This window comes from Campylobacter novaezeelandiae, from assembly GCF_018968685.1.
GTDB classification, from domain to species: Bacteria; Campylobacterota; Campylobacteria; order Campylobacterales; family Campylobacteraceae; genus Campylobacter_D; species Campylobacter_D novaezeelandiae.
Genome location: NZ_CP076657.1, coordinates 584685 through 604940, shown reverse-complemented (window position 1 = coordinate 604940; position 20256 = coordinate 584685). Strand labels below are relative to the sequence as shown.

Annotated in this window: 16 protein-coding genes, 2 tRNA genes and 3 rRNA genes; 2 read left to right on the top strand and 19 right to left on the bottom strand. The window is 30.8% G+C overall.

The window, feature by feature from the left end:
• Positions 1-4: 4 nt before the first annotated feature.
• Both CNZW441b_RS03225 and secA read right to left on the bottom strand, forming a co-directional pair.
• The gene (locus CNZW441b_RS03225; RefSeq protein ID WP_425331634.1) at positions 5-1243 is read right to left on the bottom strand and encodes an ABC transporter permease; all 1239 of its coding nucleotides are present in this window, start codon (positions 1241-1243) and stop codon (positions 5-7) included.
• Complete coding sequence (gene secA / locus CNZW441b_RS03220) at positions 1201-3783, bottom strand: preprotein translocase subunit SecA (RefSeq protein ID WP_216681562.1); 2583 nt, start codon at positions 3781-3783, stop codon at positions 1201-1203. The genes CNZW441b_RS03225 and secA overlap by 43 nt, the downstream gene beginning before the upstream one ends.
• Before the next feature lie 102 nt (positions 3784-3885).
• Here secA and lolA point away from each other — a divergent pair, with 102 nt between their 5' ends.
• Positions 3886-4392 carry a LolA-like outer membrane lipoprotein chaperone gene (lolA, locus tag CNZW441b_RS03215; RefSeq protein WP_131186918.1) on the top strand — a complete coding sequence of 169 codons (507 nt, stop codon included), beginning with the start codon at positions 3886-3888 and terminating at the stop codon, positions 4390-4392.
• On the opposite strand, the gene CNZW441b_RS03210 is transcribed toward lolA, so the two are convergent.
• Positions 4389-5024, bottom strand: coding sequence for a hypothetical protein (locus tag CNZW441b_RS03210; RefSeq protein WP_216681561.1), 636 nt, complete (start codon positions 5022-5024; stop codon positions 4389-4391). The genes lolA and CNZW441b_RS03210 overlap by 4 nt on opposite strands.
• On the bottom strand, positions 5021-6352 hold the full coding sequence (locus CNZW441b_RS03205) for an ATP-dependent DNA helicase (protein WP_216681560.1): 1332 nt from the start codon (positions 6350-6352) through the stop codon (positions 5021-5023). Before CNZW441b_RS03205 ends, CNZW441b_RS03210 begins: the two co-directional genes overlap by 4 nt.
• Before the next feature lie 46 nt (positions 6353-6398).
• On the opposite strand from CNZW441b_RS03205, the gene CNZW441b_RS03200 reads away from it, so the two are divergent.
• Complete coding sequence (locus CNZW441b_RS03200; protein ID WP_216681559.1) at positions 6399-7712, top strand: SH3 domain-containing C40 family peptidase; 1314 nt, start codon at positions 6399-6401, stop codon at positions 7710-7712.
• Between the two features lie 331 nt (positions 7713-8043).
• Here CNZW441b_RS03200 and CNZW441b_RS03195 read toward each other — a convergent pair whose 3' ends face one another.
• The 15 genes from CNZW441b_RS03195 to ffh all read right to left on the bottom strand — a co-directional run bounded on the left by CNZW441b_RS03195 (position 8044) and on the right by ffh (position 20255).
• Complete coding sequence (locus tag CNZW441b_RS03195; protein ID WP_131186750.1) at positions 8044-8250, bottom strand: hypothetical protein; 207 nt, start codon at positions 8248-8250, stop codon at positions 8044-8046.
• Positions 8251-8760: 510 nt separating this feature from the next.
• Positions 8761-8877 (bottom strand): 5S ribosomal RNA (rrf, locus tag CNZW441b_RS03190).
• Positions 8878-9048: 171 nt separating this feature from the next.
• Positions 9049-11957, bottom strand: a 23S ribosomal RNA gene (locus tag CNZW441b_RS03185).
• Between the two features lie 368 nt (positions 11958-12325).
• Positions 12326-12402, bottom strand: a tRNA-Ile gene (locus CNZW441b_RS03180).
• A gap of 5 nt (positions 12403-12407) precedes the next feature.
• Positions 12408-12483: transfer RNA gene (locus CNZW441b_RS03175), tRNA-Ala, on the bottom strand.
• 94 nt (positions 12484-12577) lie between these two features.
• Positions 12578-14091 (bottom strand): 16S ribosomal RNA (locus CNZW441b_RS03170).
• The 16S, 23S and 5S rRNA genes sit together here with 2 tRNA genes alongside, the layout of an rRNA operon.
• 506 nt (positions 14092-14597) lie before the next feature.
• The gene (locus CNZW441b_RS03165) at positions 14598-14927 is read right to left on the bottom strand and encodes an ArsC/Spx/MgsR family protein (protein WP_131166321.1); all 330 of its coding nucleotides are present in this window, start codon (positions 14925-14927) and stop codon (positions 14598-14600) included.
• Positions 14927-16228 (bottom strand): 3-deoxy-7-phosphoheptulonate synthase class II, encoded by a 1302-nt coding sequence (locus CNZW441b_RS03160; RefSeq protein WP_131166304.1) that lies wholly within the window; start codon positions 16226-16228, stop codon positions 14927-14929. The genes CNZW441b_RS03165 and CNZW441b_RS03160 overlap by 1 nt, the downstream gene beginning before the upstream one ends.
• A 7-nt stretch (positions 16229-16235) precedes the next feature.
• Entirely contained in the window at positions 16236-16649 is a 414-nt protein-coding gene (uraH, locus tag CNZW441b_RS03155) for a hydroxyisourate hydrolase (protein WP_131166305.1), read from the bottom strand.
• A gap of 134 nt (positions 16650-16783) precedes the next feature.
• Entirely contained in the window at positions 16784-17140 is a 357-nt protein-coding gene (rplS, locus tag CNZW441b_RS03150; protein ID WP_131166306.1) for a 50S ribosomal protein L19, read from the bottom strand.
• A 9-nt stretch (positions 17141-17149) separates the two neighbouring features.
• Positions 17150-17857 carry a tRNA (guanosine(37)-N1)-methyltransferase TrmD gene (gene trmD, locus CNZW441b_RS03145; protein WP_216681558.1) on the bottom strand — a complete coding sequence of 236 codons (708 nt, stop codon included), beginning with the start codon at positions 17855-17857 and terminating at the stop codon, positions 17150-17152.
• Positions 17854-18390 carry a ribosome maturation factor RimM gene (gene rimM, locus CNZW441b_RS03140; protein ID WP_216681557.1) on the bottom strand — a complete coding sequence of 179 codons (537 nt, stop codon included), beginning with the start codon at positions 18388-18390 and terminating at the stop codon, positions 17854-17856. The genes trmD and rimM overlap by 4 nt, the downstream gene beginning before the upstream one ends.
• Positions 18383-18625: a KH domain-containing protein gene (locus CNZW441b_RS03135; RefSeq protein WP_216681556.1), complete on the bottom strand. Its 243-nt coding sequence runs from the start codon at positions 18623-18625 to the stop codon at positions 18383-18385. Before CNZW441b_RS03135 ends, rimM begins: the two co-directional genes overlap by 8 nt.
• 2 nt (positions 18626-18627) lie before the next feature.
• Positions 18628-18855 (bottom strand): 30S ribosomal protein S16, encoded by a 228-nt coding sequence (rpsP, locus tag CNZW441b_RS03130; RefSeq protein WP_131166310.1) that lies wholly within the window; start codon positions 18853-18855, stop codon positions 18628-18630.
• A 62-nt stretch (positions 18856-18917) separates the two neighbouring features.
• Positions 18918-20255, bottom strand: coding sequence for a signal recognition particle protein (gene ffh / locus CNZW441b_RS03125; RefSeq protein ID WP_200218020.1), 1338 nt, complete (start codon positions 20253-20255; stop codon positions 18918-18920).
• Position 20256: the final 1 nt, after the last annotated feature.

Genomic DNA, 20256 nt, shown 5'->3' with positions numbered 1-20256 from the left:
AGAGTTATTCATTTCTTAAAGTATCTAAAACATTAACTTCTGTTGCTTTTTTTGCTGGATAATAAGAAGATAAAGCAACGATAATTAAAGCTCCACATATAGTTAAGAAAAAATCAATTATAGATAAATCAAGAGGTAATTTTGTTGTGCCATAAACATCTGCAGGAAGAGAAATAATATCGAAATTTCTCAAAAGCCATAAAATAATAAAAGCTAAAACAATGCCACATATCATACCACTTCCACCAATCAACATACCTAAAGAAAAAAAACTTTTTTTAATCTCTATCCTACTGGCCCCTAAAGCTAATAAAAGAGCAATTTCACTGCGACGATTCATTACTATCATAAGTAAAGAACTTACTATATTTAAACTCGCAACAAGAATAATAAGCATTAAAACTATAAATAAAACTCTTTTTTCTAAGGCTAATGCTGAAAAGAAATTTTGATTTTGCTCCCACCAGCCAATACTTATGTAATCATCTCCTAAGTATTGCTTTATTTTTTTAAGATCCTCAAAGGCATTAGTGCTATAAATATGGATACCATCATAATCTTGTTTTCTGTTTAAAATTTTTCTCAAAGCATTTACATCAGTATACATATAAGCTTTATCATAAAACAAAAGACCTGAATGAAATTGTGCTTTAATATCAAAGCGTTTTGTTTTCGGGGTCAAAGAAAATCCACTTGCATCAAGATTTGAGAAAATAATAGCCAATTTATCCCCTCTTTTTAAACTAAACTCACGCACTAAAGCAGATCCTATTAAAATATCAAAATTTTTAATCTCATCAATTACCAAAGCTTTTTTAACTACTTCATTAATCTCTTTTTCATCATTAAAATTAACTCCAAATAACACCCCGCCCTCAAAAGAATTATCTGTTTTAACAATTACTTGAGTGCTAATATAGGGACTAAATTTAAGTTTAGGAAATTCTTTTTTTAATTTATTGATTAAATCATCATCAACCAAAGAATAAAATTTAGGCAAAATGGTAATGGGATAATTCATTACAAAAAATCTTTTTTCAAATTCTTTATCAAATCCATTCATTATAGCCATTGCCACTAAAAGAACACAAAGACCAACACTAACACCTAAAAAAGCCAAAAGCATAGAAAGATTGATAAAAGGTTGCTCTTTGTCAAAACGAAGATACTTAAAAAGTAAATATCTTAAAATTCCTTTTTTCAAGAAAATATTCCTTGTTTTGGCCCACTTTTTCCATGGCATTCTTTAAACTTCTTTCCACTACCACATGGACAAGGAGAATTTCTTGGCACTTTTCTAAATTCCATTTCACCCAAATTATCCTCACTTGCTCCAGATTCTGTTATATTGTCTAAAATTTTTTGATTTTCTTCATTAGCTTTTTCTTCTAAATTTTTGATATCTTTTTTATTTAACACTATACTAAAAAGAAGTTTTATGCTATCAAATTTAATACGCTCTACAAGCTCTAAGAAAAGATTATAACTTTCTTTTTTGTATTCTACTAAAGGATCTTTTTGATTATAACCTCTAAGTCCTATTCCTGTTTTTAAGATATCCATTTGATACAAGTGCTCTCGCCAAGCATTATCTAATACTTGAAGATAAATAATTCTTTCTATATTCTTTCTCTCTTCTTCTGATAATTCTTGCATTTTTTGATTATAAGAATTTTGTAATACCAAAACTAATTTCTCTTGAATTTGAGAAAATTCTAAATCTTTAAATTCTTTATCATCAATTTCAGTTGAACATTCATAAAGAATTTTTTGTTTTAAAATTTCAAATTTCTTATCTTCATCGTAGGTTGAAAATTCATTCATAATATTAGAAGCATATTCTTGGATATTTTGAGAAATCTTACTTTTAATGTCATAATTTTCATCTAAAAGCTCATTACGATAGCGATATACTGTTTTTCTTTGTTCATTAGCCACATCATCATATTCTAATAAATGTTTTCTACTTTCAAAGTGTAAGTTTTCAACTTTCTTTTGTGCATTTTCGATTGCTTTAGTAACTATTCTTGATTCTATACTTTCACCCTCTTGGATACCCAACTTATCCATAATACCCTTTATACGATCTCCACCAAAAATTCTCAAAAGATTATCTTCAAGACTAAGATAAAAACGACTCATTCCAGGATCACCTTGACGTCCTGCACGACCACGGAGCTGATTATCGATTCTTCTACTTTCATGACGCTCTGTTCCTATGATATAAAGCCCTCCTAGCGCTCTTATTTCATCATCAATTTTTATATCAACTCCACGTCCAGCCATATTTGTAGCTATAGTCACAGCTCCTTTTTTTCCTGCATCTTGTATAATCAAAGCTTCTTGTTCATGATTCTTAGCATTTAAAACATAATGTGGAATTTTTTCTTTAACAAGCATTTTATGAAAAACTTCGCTTCTTTCTATGCTCGCAGTTCCAACTAAAACAGGCTGTCCTTTTGAATTTGCTTTTTTAATTTCTTCTATTACGGCTTTAAATTTCTCTTCTTGAGTCTTATAGATAAGATCATCTTTATCAATTCTTTGAATTTTAATATTTGTAGGAATAGAAATCACTTCTAAATTATAAATTTGTGAAAATTCACTCGCTTCAGTTTGAGCAGTTCCTGTCATACCTGCAAGCTTATTATACATTCTAAAATAGTTTTGAAAAGTTATATCAGCTAAAGTTTGACTTTCTTCTTGAATTTTTACATTCTCTTTTGCTTCTAAAGCCTGATGAAGTCCATCACTAAAGCGTCTTCCTTCACTCAATCTTCCAGTAAATTCATCTACTATAATAACTTCATTTTTACGTAAAACATAATGAACATCTTTTTCAAAAAGATTATGAGCTTTTAGAGCTTGATCTAATTGATGGGCTAAGATTGCATTATCAAGACTATATAAGTTTTCAACCCCAAAAAGCTTTTCAGCTTTTGCTATACCCTCTTCTGTAATCAATATAGTTCTATTTTTTTCATCTACTAAAAAATCACCTTCTGGTTTTTGTGGAGCTTCTACTTCTTTGGCTCGTTTCATTTTTTTAGCTACTTCATTAGCTTTGATATAACCATCTAAAGTTCTATTTGTAGGACCACTTATAATAAGAGGGGTTCTTGCTTCATCAATTAAAATACTATCTACTTCATCAACAATAACAAAATTATATCCTCTTTGTACTTTATCTTTTGCTTCAAATTTCATATTATCGCGTAAATAATCAAAACCAAATTCATTATTTGTTCCATAAGTAATATCGCAACCATAAGCCTTTTTTCTTTCTATATCACTATTTTGCTCTGAAACAATAACTCCAACGCTTAAGTCTAAAAAATTATAAAGAGCACTCATTTGTTCTGCATCTCTTTTTGCTAAATAATCATTTACAGTAACCACATGAACACCTTTACCACTCATAGCATTTAAAACAACAGGCAAAGTAGCAACCAAAGTTTTACCCTCACCTGTTTTCATTTCTGCAATTTTTCCTTCATGTAAAACCATACCACCAATTAATTGAACATCAAAATGACGCATATTAAGAGTTCTTTTGCCAACTTCTCTTACTATGGCAAAAACGTCATTTAAAATTTCATCTAAACTTACTTGATTATTTAAAACTTGATCTTTTAAATTTGCAAAAACATTTTTTAATTCTTGATCTTGCATTTTTTGATATTTTTCTTCAAGAGAATTTATTTTTTCAACGCGTTTAAAATATTTTTTTATTTCGCGATCATTTTTTGTTCCAAGTAAAGTTTTTAAGGTGCTTAAAAACATAATTTAGCCTTTTGATTAAATTCTTTTAAGCTATCATTATAGCTATTATTTAATTAAACTTAGCTAGAATGTTTTAAAAATATTTATTTTTTAAGGAATTTTATGAAGGTTATTTTTATTTTATTGGGCTTGATCATTAAAATTTTTGCTCTTGATTTAAGCTTTGAAAATTTTTCAAGTGATTTTATTCAAAGCATAGATAATAAAAAAACAAAGATTAACTATACAGGGCATTTTATTATAACTCATAATAAAGCTCTTTGGAATTATCAAAATCCTATGCATAAAGATATTTTTATAGATAATAATAAAATCACTATCATAGAATATGATTTAGAACAAGTCATTATTTCAAAGCTTGAACGTATACCAAATTTAAACGAAATTTTTAAAAATGCCAAAAAGATCAATCAAAATACTTATGAAGCCAAATATGAAAATACTACTTATATTTTAAACCTAAAAGAAAATCAAGTAGAAAATATTTCTTATAAGGATGAATTTGATAACAATGTCAATATTAAATTGCTTAATCAAAAAAGAAATACTCACATAGATGAAAATTTATTTATACCCAAAATTCCAAAAAATTTTGATATCGTTTCTTAAAGAGTTTGATTTTCATCAAGCTTTATCTCAAATCCAGTAGATTCACTTGAATTATTCTCTTTTCTACTGGCATTATTATCTTTAAATATTTGAGGTAAAATATTAGATGTATTATGATCTAAAGTTAAGTTGTTTTCTAACTTTATATTTTCTATTTTGGATAAATTTAAATCATTATTTAAAGAAACTTTTGGAACTTCAGGAATTTCTGGTGTTTTAATATGCGGAGCTTGTTCTAAATTTTCTTTATCTTTTTCTTGAGATTTTAAAAATTTTTTTAACTCTTCTATATCAAATTTTTCAACACTATTTAAAGATAAAATATAAATAGAATTAATTTTTATTTTGTATTTCTTATAAATAAATTTTTCTAGCGTCTGTTTAAAAGTTCCTTTTCCAAGCTCTGTAAAAATATCTTCATAAAAAAAACTTGAAATGACGCTATTAATACTATCAATAATTTTTGCTTTATTACTTTCTAAATTTTCTCCATTAATTTCTAAGGAAATATTGATTTTTTTAAGTAAATTATCACTAGCCTTAGAATAAAGATCTGTTTTTAAATTTAAAATTTCTAAAGTATCAGCACACAATAAAAATGGCATCATTAAAATAAAAAAATATTTTTTCATATTTCATCCTTTTCTAAATCTAAAAAATTATTTTTTTTATAAAATTCTAAAACTTGTGTATCAATTTTTAAACTATTATGAAAATAGGATCTAAAATTATCAATCCTAGAATAAAGTATTTTTAAGTTGTTTGGATTTATAGCCCTTGAAAGAGCCACGTAAAGTTGTCCATTTTCAAATATATTATTAATATCACAAATTAATTTTTCTATGCTCATACCCTGTGATTTATGAATTGTTATAGCATACGCAAGTTTTATAGGAAATTGTCTTATACTTGCACGAATATTGATTTCTAAATTATCTTGATTTTGACTTAACTCTTCCATATTAAAAGTATAAGGTTCTAATAAAATAATTGTGCCATTATTTTTTAAAATTTCAATATAAATTTCTTGATCTTTTTCCAAAATATCCTTTACAATACCTTGTTCCCCATTATAATAATTTTTTTCCCAATTATTTAAACAAAAGATTATTTTAGCACCTATTTTTAATTTTAATTCTTCTAAAATATTTAAACTTTTAATCCAAGAGTACAAAACCTTATCCTCTAAAGATTTATCTTCTTTTTTGATCTGTGCTTTAAAAATCACCAACTCACTTTCAAGTTTTTTTAATTTTTGAGAATTAATTAAATCAACCTTTTTATTGATGCCGCACAATAAAGTAAAATCATCAGATATTTCATCAAATTCTTGATCCTTTATCAGCAATTTTTCAAAATATGAAAAAATAGTATCATTAATCTCCCCTTTTCTTAAAAAAGATAAATAATTATAAAATTCTTCATTATCTGTTCTTTTGGATATACTTAACTTTAAAAATTTAAAATTCAAATCATTCCAAAATATAGAATTAAAAGCATAAAAAGAATTAGAAAATAATGTTTGCTTATCATCTTTTATTACAGGGGGTAATTGAAAAAAATCTCCAACAATTAAAATTTTACCATTAAAGCTTGAATTTCTTAATCTAAGAACAATCATATCAAAGATATTTGCACTTACCATTGAAATTTCATCAATGATAATTAAATCTGTCTTTTTTAAAATTTTATTGAGTTTTATAATTTTTTCTTTTTGTTTTTTATCATAAAATGTAAGTTCATTTTGATTTACGCTTCTTCCAAAACAAAAAAAGCTATGTAAGGTAATTCCACTAATATTAAATGCACTCAAAGCAGTAGATCCTAAAGAAATGACATTTTTACCTTGTTTTTGATAATGTGCTTTTAGTTTATTTGTTAAAAATGATTTTCCAACACCAGCTCCACCACTTAAAAAAACATTATTTTTTTCTAAAATTTTTTCTAGTTTATCAAGCATTATTTTTCCTTATTATAATTATAACTATTTTTATAAAGGTTTTTTTATGTTTCGTTATTTTTTATATTTTATTTTATTTTTTATAAGTGGATGCACATTAAACACACAACAATCCTTTAAAACTCCACAATATGCACAATTTAAACTTGAACAAAATGTTTCTATATTACCTAAATTAGATGAGAATTTTTTTATAAAAAATAACTATAAAAAGAATTTTTTTCATCCTTGGCATAGTGATTTTAAAAAATTAAAAAATGAAGATTTATTTTGGGCTTTTAAAATGTATAAAAATCAAAAAAATCAATTTTATTTTTACAATAAGCAAAAAATTTCCCAATTCTGGTTTGATGAGCAGATTAAAAATTCTAATATCAATCACTTAGGATCAATAAATAAAAAAGCCCTAATAATACAAAATTCTTTGATAAGAAATTTACCAACCTCAAAAGCTATTTTAAAAAATCCTTTTGAAGAAGGAGAAGGTTTGCCTTTTGATTATGCACAAAATAGCATTTTAAATATAGGCTCTGCCATTTTAGTATCGCATTATAGCGAAGATAAACGCTATGCTTTTGTGATGAGTGAAAATGGTTTTGGCTTTATTAAAGCTAATGATTTTGAATTTATAAGTAATCATAGGGCAAAAATCTATGAAAATTTAAATTTTATAACTCCCCTTAAAGAAAAAACACCAATCTTTGATACAAAGGGAAATTTTTTATTTCAAACGCGTGTTGGGGCTATTTATCCTTATTATAAAAAAGATAAAAACTATTATTATGGAAAAATAGGATCTTATAAATATAAAGCTCAAAAAACCCTTTTCTCAACTTTTCCTATGCAATTAAATGATAAAAATTTAAAAAATCAGATTTCTCAAATCCTAAATCTTCCTTACGGCTGGGGAGGGTATGACTTTGAACGAGATTGTTCTTTATTTACAAGAGATTTATTTTCTGCTTTTGGAATTTATATGCCTAGAAACTCCTATGCACAAATTACTCATTTTGATTATTTTGATATTAGCAAATTAAACCAAAAACAAAAAGAGGATTTTCTTGATCATTTTGCTAAACCCTATTTGAGCTTGCTTTATTTTCCTGGACATATCATGCTTTATAGCGGAAAAATAAATAATACCCACACTGTGTTACATAGCACTTGGGGAGTAAAAGGCTATAACAATACTAGATTATTAATTTCTCAAAGCGCTATAACTTCTTTGCAAATAGGAAAGGATCAAGCTGATATTCCAAATAAGAATTTATATATCTCAAAATTAAGCAAAATTGCTTTTATAAATCTTAATATAGATGAAAAAAATATCATAGAATCTTACTTAAAAAATATCTTTTAAGTAAGATAAAAATAATATAGTCTTTATTCAATATAATTTCAATATAGCAATTTTATCTTTGCGTTGAAAAGAGATAATAACTTTTTAATATTTTTTTCATTGGTAGTTAAAATTGATAAATTTTAATCTTATTTAATTGTTTTTTATTTGTTATCTTTAATTTATTATAAATATTTTAGCCAATCAATCCACCCCTTTTAATATCAAAAACTTCAAAGACATATAAAGCTTAAAGAAATAAAAATAAAGCCCAAGAACTTTTTTATTTAAATAAGCAAAGAGTAATTAAAGTAAAAGAAGTATAAAACTATAAAAATCTTTTTACAACGAATTAAACAAATATGTCTAAAAGCTTATCTTTTTTGCTAGTATCTACTTGATTATCCACATTTATATTAATATCTTTACTTACTTCGATATTTTTTTCCTTGTTTTCTTGTTTAAGTTTTACTTCTTCAAGTTTTAATAATGGTTTTACTGTATAACGTAAGTTTGTATCAATAACTTGATTACAACATTGAGAATATACTAATCCCATAATTAGCCTTTAGCGATACAAATACCCAATTTAAAACGAACTTGATATTGGTATTGATGTATTGCTAACAATTGTGAAAATATTCCCACAAGTCATACTTCTACCTTCCATAAATTCTTGTTGCAAATTACCAAGATTTTCTTACTATGATAACTATGATTTAAAGCTAAAGCAACACTATACAATGAAGCAATAATCATTAAATTTAGATAACTTTTTTCATTTTTATCCAGCTTTTTAAAACATAATTATAAATTATATTTTAAACATAATAAATTTAAATCTTAACCCTCTCATTCATTAGATAATACCTATCTTAACCATTCTAAAAACCATTAAAAATAAACATTCTAAAATAACTAAAATATAAAAAACAATTAGAATTTAAATTAAATCATAAACATTCAACTTAATATATTAAACAAACAATCCTAAATAATCTTTTTAAAACCTTAATATTGAAATTATTATTTATAATTAGTAGTATGTAGTATAAGAAGTAAATTAACAAGTCCGCAATGAGCTACTTTCCCCCTGCCAGTAAGGCGTAGTATCATCACCCACGATGTGCTTAGCTTCTTGGTTCGGGATGGAGCAAGGCGTTTCCACATCTGTATAATCACGGACATTGTTATTTAAATATTCTTTATTCTATCTTTAATATTATTTATAAAAGACAATGATTAATTTACACATTTATTATTTAAGTAAGAATACTTAAAAAACAATGTTAAAAGCAAGTTTAAAACCTTACTCATTTAAAGGTGTAAAACCTTAACAAGGAAGTGATGCTTTATTTAAGATAAGCCAAACGCTCTATTAGTACTGGTCAGCTAAAGGACTTTCATCCATTACACACCCAGCCTATCAAACTAGTAGTCTTCTAGAGAGCTTAGAGAAGATTCATCTTAGAGTTGGCTTCACGCTTAGATGCTTTCAGCGTTTATCCTTTCCAAACTTAGCTACGCTGCGATGCTCTTGGCAGAACAACAGCTACACCAGTGGTTTGTTCAACCCGGTCCTCTCGTACTAGGGTCAAATCTCTTCAATCTTCTTACGCCCACGGCAGATAGGGACCGAACTGTCTCACGACGTTCTGAACCCAGCTCGCGTACCGCTTTAAATGGCGAACAGCCATACCCTTGGGACCTGCTCCAGCCCCAGGATGCGATGAGCCGACATCGAGGTGCCAAACCTCCCCGTCGATGTGAGCTCTTGGGGGAGATCAGCCTGTTATCCCCGGGGTACCTTTTATCCTTTGAGCGATGGCCCTTCCACACAGAACCACCGGATCACTAAGACCGACTTTCGTCTCTGCTTGACTTGTATGTCTTGCAGTTAAGCTGGCTTATACCTTTATACTCTACTAGCGATTTCCAACCGCTATGAGCCAACCTTTGTAAGCCTCCGTTATTATTTGGGAGGCGACCGCCCCAGTCAAACTACCCACCAGACATTGTCCCACTTGAGGATAACTCAAGCTGGTTAGCTACCCAAATAAGAAAGAGTGGTATCTCAACAATGGCTCATAATAAACTGGCGTCTATTACTCAAAGCCTCCCACCTATCCTGCACATTCTTATCCAAGTAGCAGTGTCAAGCTGTAGTAAAGGTCCACGGGGTCTTTCCGTCTTGCCGCGGGTAGGAGGAATTTTCACCTCCACTACAATTTCACTGGATCCCTCTTTGAGACAGCTCCCATCTCGTTACGCCATTCATGCAGGTCGGTATTTAACCGACAAGGAATTTCGCTACCTTAGGACCGTTATAGTTACGGCCGCCGTTTACTCGGGCTTCGATCAAGAGCTTCGCTAATGCTAACCCCATCAATTAACCTTCGAGCACCGGGCAGGCGTCACACCCTATACATCCTCTTACGAGTTAGCAGAGTGCTGTGTTTTTGGTAAACAGTCGGGAGGGACTCTTTGTTGTAAGTTTCTTCGCTTTCGGAGTAAATCCTAATACGAAGCGAACCACACCTTATACCGAAGATACGGTGCTATTTTGCAGAGTTCCTTAAAGAGAGTTCTTCCACGCGCCTTAGAATACTCATCCCACCCACCTGTGTCGGTTTACGGTACGGGCAACATTAGCTAAACTTAGAAACTTTTCTTGGCTCGACGGCATCAGGGGTTCTCCTATCCATCCGAAGACTTCAAAGAGCCTTTCAGTTCTCAGAGTATTGTTATACGGATTTGCCTATATAACCTCCTACAACCTTAGACTAGCACTTCCATCCGCTAGCCCCCTTAGCCCTAAGCGTCCTTCCATCGCACACTAATGTTGGTATTGGAATATTAACCAATTTGCCATCACCTACCCCTTTCGGACTCGGCTTAGGACCCGACTAACCCTACGATGACGAGCATCGCGTAGGAAACCTTGGGTTTACGGCGTTAATGATTCTCACATTAATTATCGCTACTCATGCCTGCATGCTCACTTCTATTCGCTCCAGCACTCCTTACCGGTATACCTTCGACGCAAATAGAACGCTCTCCTACCACTTGACAAAGTCAAGTCTACAGCTTCGGTACTTACTTTAGCCCCGTTATATTTTCCGCGCAAAATCACTAGACCAGTGAGCTATTACGCTTTCTTTAAAGGATGGCTGCTTCTAAGCCAACCTCCTGGTTGTTTAAGTAACTTCACATCGTTTTCCACTTAAGTAAGATTTAGGGACCTTAGCTGGTAGTCTGGGTTGTTTCCCTCTTGACGACGGATTTTATCACTCGCCGCCTGACTGCTGTGATTACATATAAGGTATTCGGAGTTTGATAGGGTTTGGTACATTGGTGTATGCCCTAGCCCATTCAGTGCTCTACCCCCTTATATTACGACACAACGCTATACCTAAATATATTTCGGAGAGAACCAGCTATCACGAAGTTTGATTGGCCTTTCACCCCTATCCACAAGTCATCCCGGGGCTTTTCAACGCCTATGGGTTCAGTCCTCCACTAGTTCTTACACTAGCTTCAACTTGCTCATGGATAGATCACTTCGTTTCGGGTCTGCAGCATCTGACTAAAACGCCCTATTCAGACTCGCTTTCGCTACGGCTTCGCGTGTGCTTAACCTTGCCAGACACCACAACTCGCAGGCTCATTATGCAAAAGGCAGTCCATCACCCTGTATTGCTACATAGGGCTCTGAATGATTGTAAGCAAATGGTTTCAGGTTCTATTTCACTCTGATCACCTCAGTTCTTTTCACCTTTCCCTCACGGTACTTGTGCACTATCGATCTGGTAGTAGTATTTAGGGTTGGATCGTGGTCGACCCAGCTTCAGACAAAATTCCACGTGTTTCGCCCTACTCAGGATACTGCTAGTTAAAGTCAGCTTTTCGCATACGGGACTATCACCCTCTATGGCTATACTTTCCAGAATGTTCTGCTAAGCTTTTTTTATACATATTGCAGTCCTACAACCCCCAATGCAAGCATTGGGTTTGCCCTCTTACGCTTTCGCTCGCCGCTACTTACGCAATCTCTATTGATTTCTTTTCCTGAGGGTACTAAGATGTTTCAATTCCCCTCGTTCGCTCCTATTAAGGTAATGTATATCTCTATACATTGGGTTGCCCCATTCGGAAATCTACGGATCAAAGCTTCTTGACAGCTCCCCGTAGCTTATCGCAGTCTAGTACGTCCTTCATCGCCTTTACCAGTCAAGGCATCCACCATTCGCTCTTAGTAGCTTACCTTTTGACTTCTTTATAAAAAAGAAGTTTGCATAAAAGTTAGACTAGAATCTAACTTCTACCTTTTATTCTAAAACGCATCACTTCCTTGTTAAAGTTTTACAATAAGTCTTTTATATTCAAGACGGAAAGCATTTAATACTTATAAATAAATATTAAAACTCAACTTTAGATAATATTTATACTAAAGAAAAATATAAAATCTTATTCTTTAACAAGCTTAGTAAAATTGTTTTTTAAAACTTGCTTGTGACTCTTAACATTGATAAGTAAAAGAACATTTAGGTAAAACCTAAAGTAAATATATAAAAAATTATATAATTTAAATATACTTACTTTAGATTTAAACCTTTTTTCAAATCTTAATCCTATGGTGGGCCTAACAAGACTTGAACTTGTGACCTCACCCTTATCAGGGGTGCACTCTAACCAGCTGAGCTATAGGCCCTTATATGGTGGAGAATAGCGGGATCGAACCGCTGACCTCCTGCGTGCAAAGCAGGCGCTCTCCCAGCTGAGCTAATTCCCCAAAATTAGCTTTTCATCAATCTTTGAAATCTAAACAAGGATGATTGAGTTTGATTGAAGTAATAGTTGTGAGACTTATTACTTTAGTACTCTAGAAAGGAGGTGATCCAACCGCAGGTTCTCCTACGGTTACCTTGTTACGACTTCACCCCAGTCGCTGATTCCACTGTGGAAAGTAGCTATTTTAGCATCCTCGCTTCGAGTGAAATCAACTCCCATGGTGTGACGGGCGGTGAGTACAAGACCCGGGAACGTATTCACCGTAGCATGGCTGATCTACGATTACTAGCGATTCCGGCTTCATGCTCTCGAGTTGCAGAGAACAATCCGAACTGGGACATATTTTATAGATTTGCTCCACCTCGCGGTATTGCGTCTCATTGTATATGCCATTGTAGCACGTGTGTCGCCCTGGGCATAAGGGCCATGATGACTTGACGTCGTCCACACCTTCCTCCTCCTTACGAAGGCAGTCTATTTAGAGTGCTCGGCCGAACCGTTAGCAACTAAATACGTGGGTTGCGCTCGTTGCGGGACTTAACCCAACATCTCACGACACGAGCTGACGACAGCCGTGCAGCACCTGTCTCTAAGTTCTAGCAAGCTAGCACCCTCATATCTCTATAAGGTTCTTAGGATATCAAGCCCAGGTAAGGTTCTTCGCGTATCTTCGAATTAAACCACATGCTCCACCGCTTGTGCGGGTCCCCGTCTATTCCTTTGAGTTTTAATCTTGCGACCGTACTCCCCAGGCGGTATGCTTAATGCGTTAGCTGCATTACTGAGATGACTAGCACCCCAACAACTAGCATACATCGTTTAGGGCGTGGACTACCAGGGTATCTAATCCTGTTTGCTCCCCACGCTTTCGCGCCTTAGCGTCAGTTAAGTTCCAGCAGATCGCCTTCGCAATGGGTATTCTTGGTGATATCTACGGATTTTACCCCTACACCACCAATTCCATCTGCCTCTCCCTCACTCTAGATTACCAGTTTCCCAAGCAGTTTAATGGTTAAGCCATTAGATTTCACAAGAGACTTGATAATCCGCCTACGCGCCCTTTACGCCCAGTGATTCCGAGTAACGCTTGCACCCTCCGTATTACCGCGGCTGCTGGCACGGAGTTAGCCGGTGCTTATTCCTTAGGTACCGTCAGAATTCTTCCCTAAGAAAAGGAGTTTACGCTCCGAAAAGTGTCATCCTCCACGCGGCGTTGCTGCGTCAGGGTTTCCCCCATTGCGCAATATTCCCTACTGCTGCCTCCCGTAGGAGTCTGGACCGTGTCTCAGTTCCAGTGTGACTGATCATCCTCTCAGACCAGTTAAGCGTCATAGCCTTGGTAAGCCATTACCTTACCAACTAGCTGATACTATATAGTCTCATCCTACACCGAAAAAACTTTCCCTATTCAACTTATGTTAAATAGGAGTATGGGGTATTAGCACTCATTTCTAAGTGTTGTCCCCCAGTGTAGGGCAGATTAACTATACCTTACTCACCCGTGCGCCACTAATCCACTTCTAGCAAGCTAGAAGCTTCATCGTTCGACTTGCATGTATTAGGCACGCCGCCAGCGTTCACTCTGAGCCAGGATCAAACTCTCCATAATAATTTATAGATAGTTTAATCTTTTTCTTCAAAGAAAAAGTATTTGATTAAAAACTAGTTTAATCTTTATATTTTTTATAATTATAATCTGGCTCAATCGATCACTTATTTAGATTTCAAAGATTGACTATAAGATTTGAAAACAATATTAAATTAAAAGAACAAAACTTTTTTACTTAAAATAAAATAGTGAAAAAATTAAAAATAATATAATCCATAGTTTTTATTTTAAAAATAAAAAACTACTTTTTATCAAAGTATTATTTAATACAACTATTTTATTATTTTAAAAAATGCTTTTAAGGCTTTTTTGTAAAATGTAAAAAAGAAATGAGATTATATTCCTAATAAGCTTAAGGGGAGATTAAATGAGATAAATTTTTATAATTTTTATTAAAATTAATATTATTGATTGATTATTTTTTAATATTCTAAATAAATCAGATTATAAAAATATTAAATTTAATATTTAAATCATATATCCACTAACAGAATTTCAATAATTATTTATTCAATTTTCTCATAATCTTTTCCTATAAGAATTTTATTATTAATTTCTATAACCGGTCTTTTAATTAAACTTGGATTTAATAAAACTAATTTAAATAACTCTTCATCACTTAAAGTTTGAAGCATTTCTTTATTAAGATTAATTTTTCTAGCACTCATACCAGAAAGATTGATAAATTCCTTTAGATTTCTTTTTTTAACCCATGAATTTAAAATATCATTATCTATTTTTTTAATATCCTTAAAAGCAAAATCAAGTTGCTTTTGCACAAGGAAATCCATAGCTTTTTTAACGCTATTGCAATTTTTAATTCCATATAAATTTATCATATTTTCACCTTTTTGATTAAATTTGCTACCAGAAGTGCTAATTCTAATGCTTGTTCAACGTTCAATCTTGGATCACATTTACTTTCATAATACTCTTTTAAATTACGCTCTGTAATATTGCTTATACCTCCAATGCATTCTGTAACTTTTTTACCAGTCATTTCAAGATGTATTCCACCCGGATAAACTCCTTCTGAATAAGCAATTTCGAAAAAAGACTGAACTTCTTTTGCAATTTTTTTAAATTCGCGCGTCTTTAAATCATTAACTTTTATAGTATTTCCGTGCATCGGATCAATGCTATAAATTAAATTTAAACCTTCTTGTTTAAGTTTTCTAAAAATATTTGGCAAAATTTTATCAATTTGATCAGCACCCATTCTCATAATAAAAGTCAATCGTCCTTCTTCATTGTTGGGATTTAAAATCTGTGTAATTTGAAGCAAATCATCAATTTGAACATTTGGACCTATTTTAACCGCTATTGGATTTTTAATTCCACTTAAAAAATGAACATGAGCCTCATGAATATCTCTTGTTCTTTCTCCAATCCAAAGCATATGAGCTGAATGATTGTAAAATTGTCCACTTAAATCATCAACACGAGTTAAAGCCTCTTCATAAGGCAAAAGCAAAGCTTCATGTGAGGTGTAAAACGCATCAATAATCGTTTCGTAATTTTTTTGAGCGCTTAAAAATTGAGAATCTTTTTCACTTATATATTCATTGTTAAGATTATTTTTTTCAATAAATTCCAAAACCCCATTTAAATCTAATAATTTTTCTTTAGAACAATTTCGTATTAATTTTAAAGTTGTTAAACTTTGATAATACGCCTTAAGAATTCTATCAGGATCTGGAATTCTTTCATTTTTACTAAATCCAAAACCATTTATAATATCGCCACGAAAACTTGGCAATATCTCCCCTTGATACTCTTCAAATTCAGAACTTCTTGGTTTAGCAAATTGCCCAGCTATACGACCAACTTTTATCACGGGAAAATTTCCTGAAAAAGTTAAAATCATAGACATTTGAAGTAAAATTTTAAACATATTACAAATATCTAGAAAGTTAAAATTTTCAAAACTTTCAACACAATCACCTCCTTGAAGTAAAAAAGCTTCTCCTCTAGAAACTTTTATCAAAGCATTTTGAAGATTTTTAATTTCCTCTATAAAAACCAATGGAGGAAATTTTTCTAATTTATTTAAAATCTGATTCAAATGATATTGATTTGGATAGATTGGTTGCTGTTTTATGGGATAATTTCTCCAAGAACTTTTACTCCAATTCATTCAATTATTAATTTCCTCTATAAGTCGAATAACCAAATGGAGAAAGAGTTATGGGAACGTGGTAATGCTTTTGTTCTTTTGAAATTTCAAAACTTACCTCTATAAAAGGATAAAAAGAGTTAATATTATGTAATCTATAATAATCTTTAGTATAAAATTTAAGTTTATAAATTCCAGAAGCTCTATTTTCAGGTTTTTCATAAGGAATCAAATCTTCTATCCTACCATTTAACTTAGTAAATTTTTCACTTATTTTTTTCCAATGTTGATTTTTATCTAAATAATAAAGTTCAACTCTCACTTTAGAAGCAGGTTCTCCAGAAGTAATATCCAAAATATGAGTGCTTAGCTGATACTCTGTTGCACTCAATAACACAGGCATACTAATTAAAATAATTAAAATTTTTCTAATAAAAAACATAATTTCTCCTTGTTATTATATTATGGATTATCATAATATAATATTAGTAATTATAATTAAATAATAAAATTTATTAAATTAAATTTTATTAAATTTATATCAATTCAAGGAGTAAAATTTTAGTTATAATTAAATTATTTTTTAAGCTCTTTAATACGAGCAGCTTTACCACGTCTATCTCTTAAATAAAAAAGTCTAGCACGACGCACACGACCTTTTCTTAAAACAGAAATACTTTCTAAACTATCACTATAAATAGGGAAAATTCTTTCAACCCCTACATTATTAGCACCTATCTTACGAATAATAAAAGTTTCATCAACACCATTACCCCTTCTAGCAATGCAAATACCCTCAAAATTTTGAATTCTTGTTTTATCTCCTTCTTTAATGCGAATTGCTAGTTTTAGTGTATCCCCAGCACGAAAATCTGGAACATTTTTACCCTCAATTTGCTTAGTTTCAAATTGCTCAATATATTTATTTTTCATAATAATTCCTTATTTTTTGCGCTCATGTTCTAAAAACAAATCTGGACGAAAAAATTTTGTTTTACAAGACGCCAAAGTATTTTTTAAATCGGAAATTTTAGCATGATTACCCTTTAAAAACACTGAAGGAGTGCTATTTTTTTTATGATACCTATCTTCAAATATAAAAGGTTTTGCAAAAGCAGGAGCTTCTAATAAATCAACTTCAAAACTTTCCTCTTCTAAACTTTTAAAATTTCCCAAAACTCCTTTAATATTTCTTGAAATTGCATCACAAAGAGTTAAAGCTGGTAATTCTCCTCCTGTTAAAATAAAATCTCCTATGCTAAAAATTTCATTAGCAAAAATTTCAAACACTCTTTCGTCTATACCTTCATATCTTCCACAAATAAAAACAAGATGCTCTTTTTCGCTTAAACGTTTAGCATCCTTTTGATTAAAAGTTTTTCCGCTAGGAGAAAGAAAAATAAAATGAGATTTTTCATCTTGTTGTTTAATAAAAGTTAAAGTTTTAAATAATGGCTCAATTTGCATTAAAAGCCCAGCTCCACCACCTATTTTATAATCATCAACTTTTCTATAAATATCAGAAGTAAAATCTCTAGGATTATAAAATTTAATATTTATAATTTTCTTTTCCAAGGCTCTAAAAAGTATAGAGTCCTTAAAATAAAACTCCAATAAATGAGGAAACAAACTAACAAAGCTAAAATTCATGAGTTTTCTAAAATTAAAACTGCTTCATTAGAACAAAAAATTTGATGCTTGTCAATATCAACTTTTTGAACATATTTATCAATATAAGGTATATAAAATATTTTAGAATATTTTTTTCTTAAAAGTTCTTCATCTGTTTGGATCTCTAACAAGTAAGAGAATCCAGTTTTAACAATATCACAAACTTTTCCAAGCTTTTGTTTATCATCATAAACTTCACATTCTAAAATATCAAAATAAAAAAATTCATCTTTTTTTAATTTGCAACATTTTCTAGTTTGCTCTATGCTTTGATATAAAATAAGATTTGTTAATTTTTTTGCTTTATTTAGATCTTCATAATCCACAAATAAAACAGTAGAATTATAACGATTAAAATCTTTAATTGTTATAATTTCTTCTTTGCTAATGTAAAAAGAATTGCCTTTTTTAAATTGAGAAGGAAAATCACTCAAATTATAAAGCTTTATATAACCCCTCAACCCAACCGTTCTACCAAGTTTTGCAACCTGAATTAATGTTTTTTCAGCCAATTGGTTTAACCGTTACACGATAAGAAGTTAAATCTTTTACTTTATAAGCAGAAACAACTGTTTTAATGGCATTAATCATTTTACCATTCTTGCCAATCAATTTTCCAGTATCAACTTTATCGACAAAAATAATAAGTTCTATAATATTATCTTCTAAATTTATTTTTTGAACTTGAATTTTATCTGGAAATTCTACAATTAATTTTGCATATTCTTTTAAAAAATCTTCTATCATTTTTATTTGCTTGTGATAGAAGCAACCTTATCACTCAACTTTGCACCTACACCTTTCCAATACTCTAAACGCTCTTTATCAAATTTAATAACTTCAGGATTTACCATAGGATTATAATAACCTATGCTTTCTATCCAGCCACCATCTCTACGTTTTCTACTATCAGTAACCACTATACGATAAAAAGGTCTTTTAACTCTTCCCATTCTTGTAAGTCTAATAACTGTCATTATTTCTCCTTAAATTTTTAAAAATTTATTTAAAAATATTTTTCATATTTTTAAATAAATTTTTAAAATTGTTTTCTTGATTGAGACATCATTTGCATTAAACTATCCATACCTTTTTTTCCAGAAAATTTTTTAGCTAATTTTGCAGCATTAGAAAATTGCTTTAAAAACCTATTTACTTGAATCTGAGATAGGCCCGAACCTTCTGCTATGCGACGTTTTCGTGCATTATTTAAAAGAGAAGGGTTTTCTCTTTCTTTTGGTGTCATTGACGATATCATAGCTTTAATATGAATAATCTCCTTAGAGTTATCTAAATCAAGATCTTTTATTTGTGAACCCAAGTTCGAAAGGCCAGGTATCATGCCAATGATAGATTTAATGCTACCTAATTTTTTAACACTTTCCATTTGTTCTAAAAAATCATTAAAATTAAATTCCCCTTTTTTAATCTTTTGACCTAATTTCTTAGCTTCTTTTTCGTCAATAATAGCAGCTGTTTTCTCGGCCAAAGTAGCCAAATCTCCTTCGCCCATAATACGACTAACTATTCTATCTGGAATAAAAATTTCCAAATCAGCTACTTTCTCTCCAACCCCTATAAATCTCAAGGGAATTCCAACTTGCTTTGCAATGCTTAAAGCAACACCGCCTTTTGTATCTGCATCAAATTTAGAAAGTATAACTCCACTAAGTTCTAAAGCCTCATTAAAACTTGTTGCTGTTTTTACTCCATCTTGACCGCTCATAGCATCTGCTATATAAAAAATTTCATCAGGATTTAGAATATTTTTCATTTCCTTAAGTTCTTGCATTAAAACTTCATCTATAGCTAAACGCCCAGCTGTATCAACCAATAAAACATCAACCATTAATTCTTTAGCTTTATTTAAAGCATTTTTGGCAACATTTAAAGGATTTTTCTCATTTTCTATATAAAATAATTCGATTTCATTAGCTTCACAAAGCTGGCGTAATTGCTCCACAGCGGCTAATCTTTGCAAATCACACGCGGCCACTAAAACTTTTTTATTTCTTAGTTTAAGATAGTGAGCTAGTTTTATTGTGCTAGTAGTTTTACCACCACCTTGTAAACCAGTCATTAATACAACTGTAGGAGGTTTAGAACTAAAAACAAAACCCTGAGTCTTGTTTGGAACATTTAAGATATTTTCTAAATTAGTTTTTATTGCATTTAAAAACTGTTTTTGACCTATTCCATTTTTCTTAACATCTTCTTCTACTAAGTATAAAAGTTCTTTTGTAACTTTATGATGTACATCAGCCTTTAAAAGAGATTTCTTTAAAGTCTCTAAAGCATTTTTAAGGGCTTTTTCATCATCAATAAAACGAATTTTATTAATAGCTGATTTAAAAGAATCGCTAATTAATTCAAACACT

Coding starts and splice junctions, on each gene's coding strand:
- CNZW441b_RS03225 (WP_425331634.1), bottom strand. CDS start 1,243: ATGCCATGGAAAAAGTGGGCCAAAACAAGGAATATTTTCTTGAAAAAA.
- rplS (WP_131166306.1), bottom strand. CDS start 17,140: ATGAAAAATAAATATATTGAGCAATTTGAAACTAAGCAAATTGAGGGT.
- lolA (WP_131186918.1), top strand. CDS start 3,886: ATGAAGGTTATTTTTATTTTATTGGGCTTGATCATTAAAATTTTTGCT.
- rpsP (WP_131166310.1), bottom strand. CDS start 18,855: ATGACAGTTATTAGACTTACAAGAATGGGAAGAGTTAAAAGACCTTTT.
- CNZW441b_RS03200 (WP_216681559.1), top strand. CDS start 6,399: ATGTTTCGTTATTTTTTATATTTTATTTTATTTTTTATAAGTGGATGC.
- CNZW441b_RS03210 (WP_216681561.1), bottom strand. CDS start 5,024: ATGAAAAAATATTTTTTTATTTTAATGATGCCATTTTTATTGTGTGCT.
- secA (WP_216681562.1), bottom strand. CDS start 3,783: ATGTTTTTAAGCACCTTAAAAACTTTACTTGGAACAAAAAATGATCGC.
- CNZW441b_RS03195 (WP_131186750.1), bottom strand. CDS start 8,250: ATGGGATTAGTATATTCTCAATGTTGTAATCAAGTTATTGATACAAAC.
- trmD (WP_216681558.1), bottom strand. CDS start 17,857: ATGAATTTTAGCTTTGTTAGTTTGTTTCCTCATTTATTGGAGTTTTAT.
- CNZW441b_RS03205 (WP_216681560.1), bottom strand. CDS start 6,352: ATGCTTGATAAACTAGAAAAAATTTTAGAAAAAAATAATGTTTTTTTA.
- CNZW441b_RS03160 (WP_131166304.1), bottom strand. CDS start 16,228: ATGAATTGGAGTAAAAGTTCTTGGAGAAATTATCCCATAAAACAGCAA.
- CNZW441b_RS03135 (WP_216681556.1), bottom strand. CDS start 18,625: ATGATAGAAGATTTTTTAAAAGAATATGCAAAATTAATTGTAGAATTT.
- uraH (WP_131166305.1), bottom strand. CDS start 16,649: ATGTTTTTTATTAGAAAAATTTTAATTATTTTAATTAGTATGCCTGTG.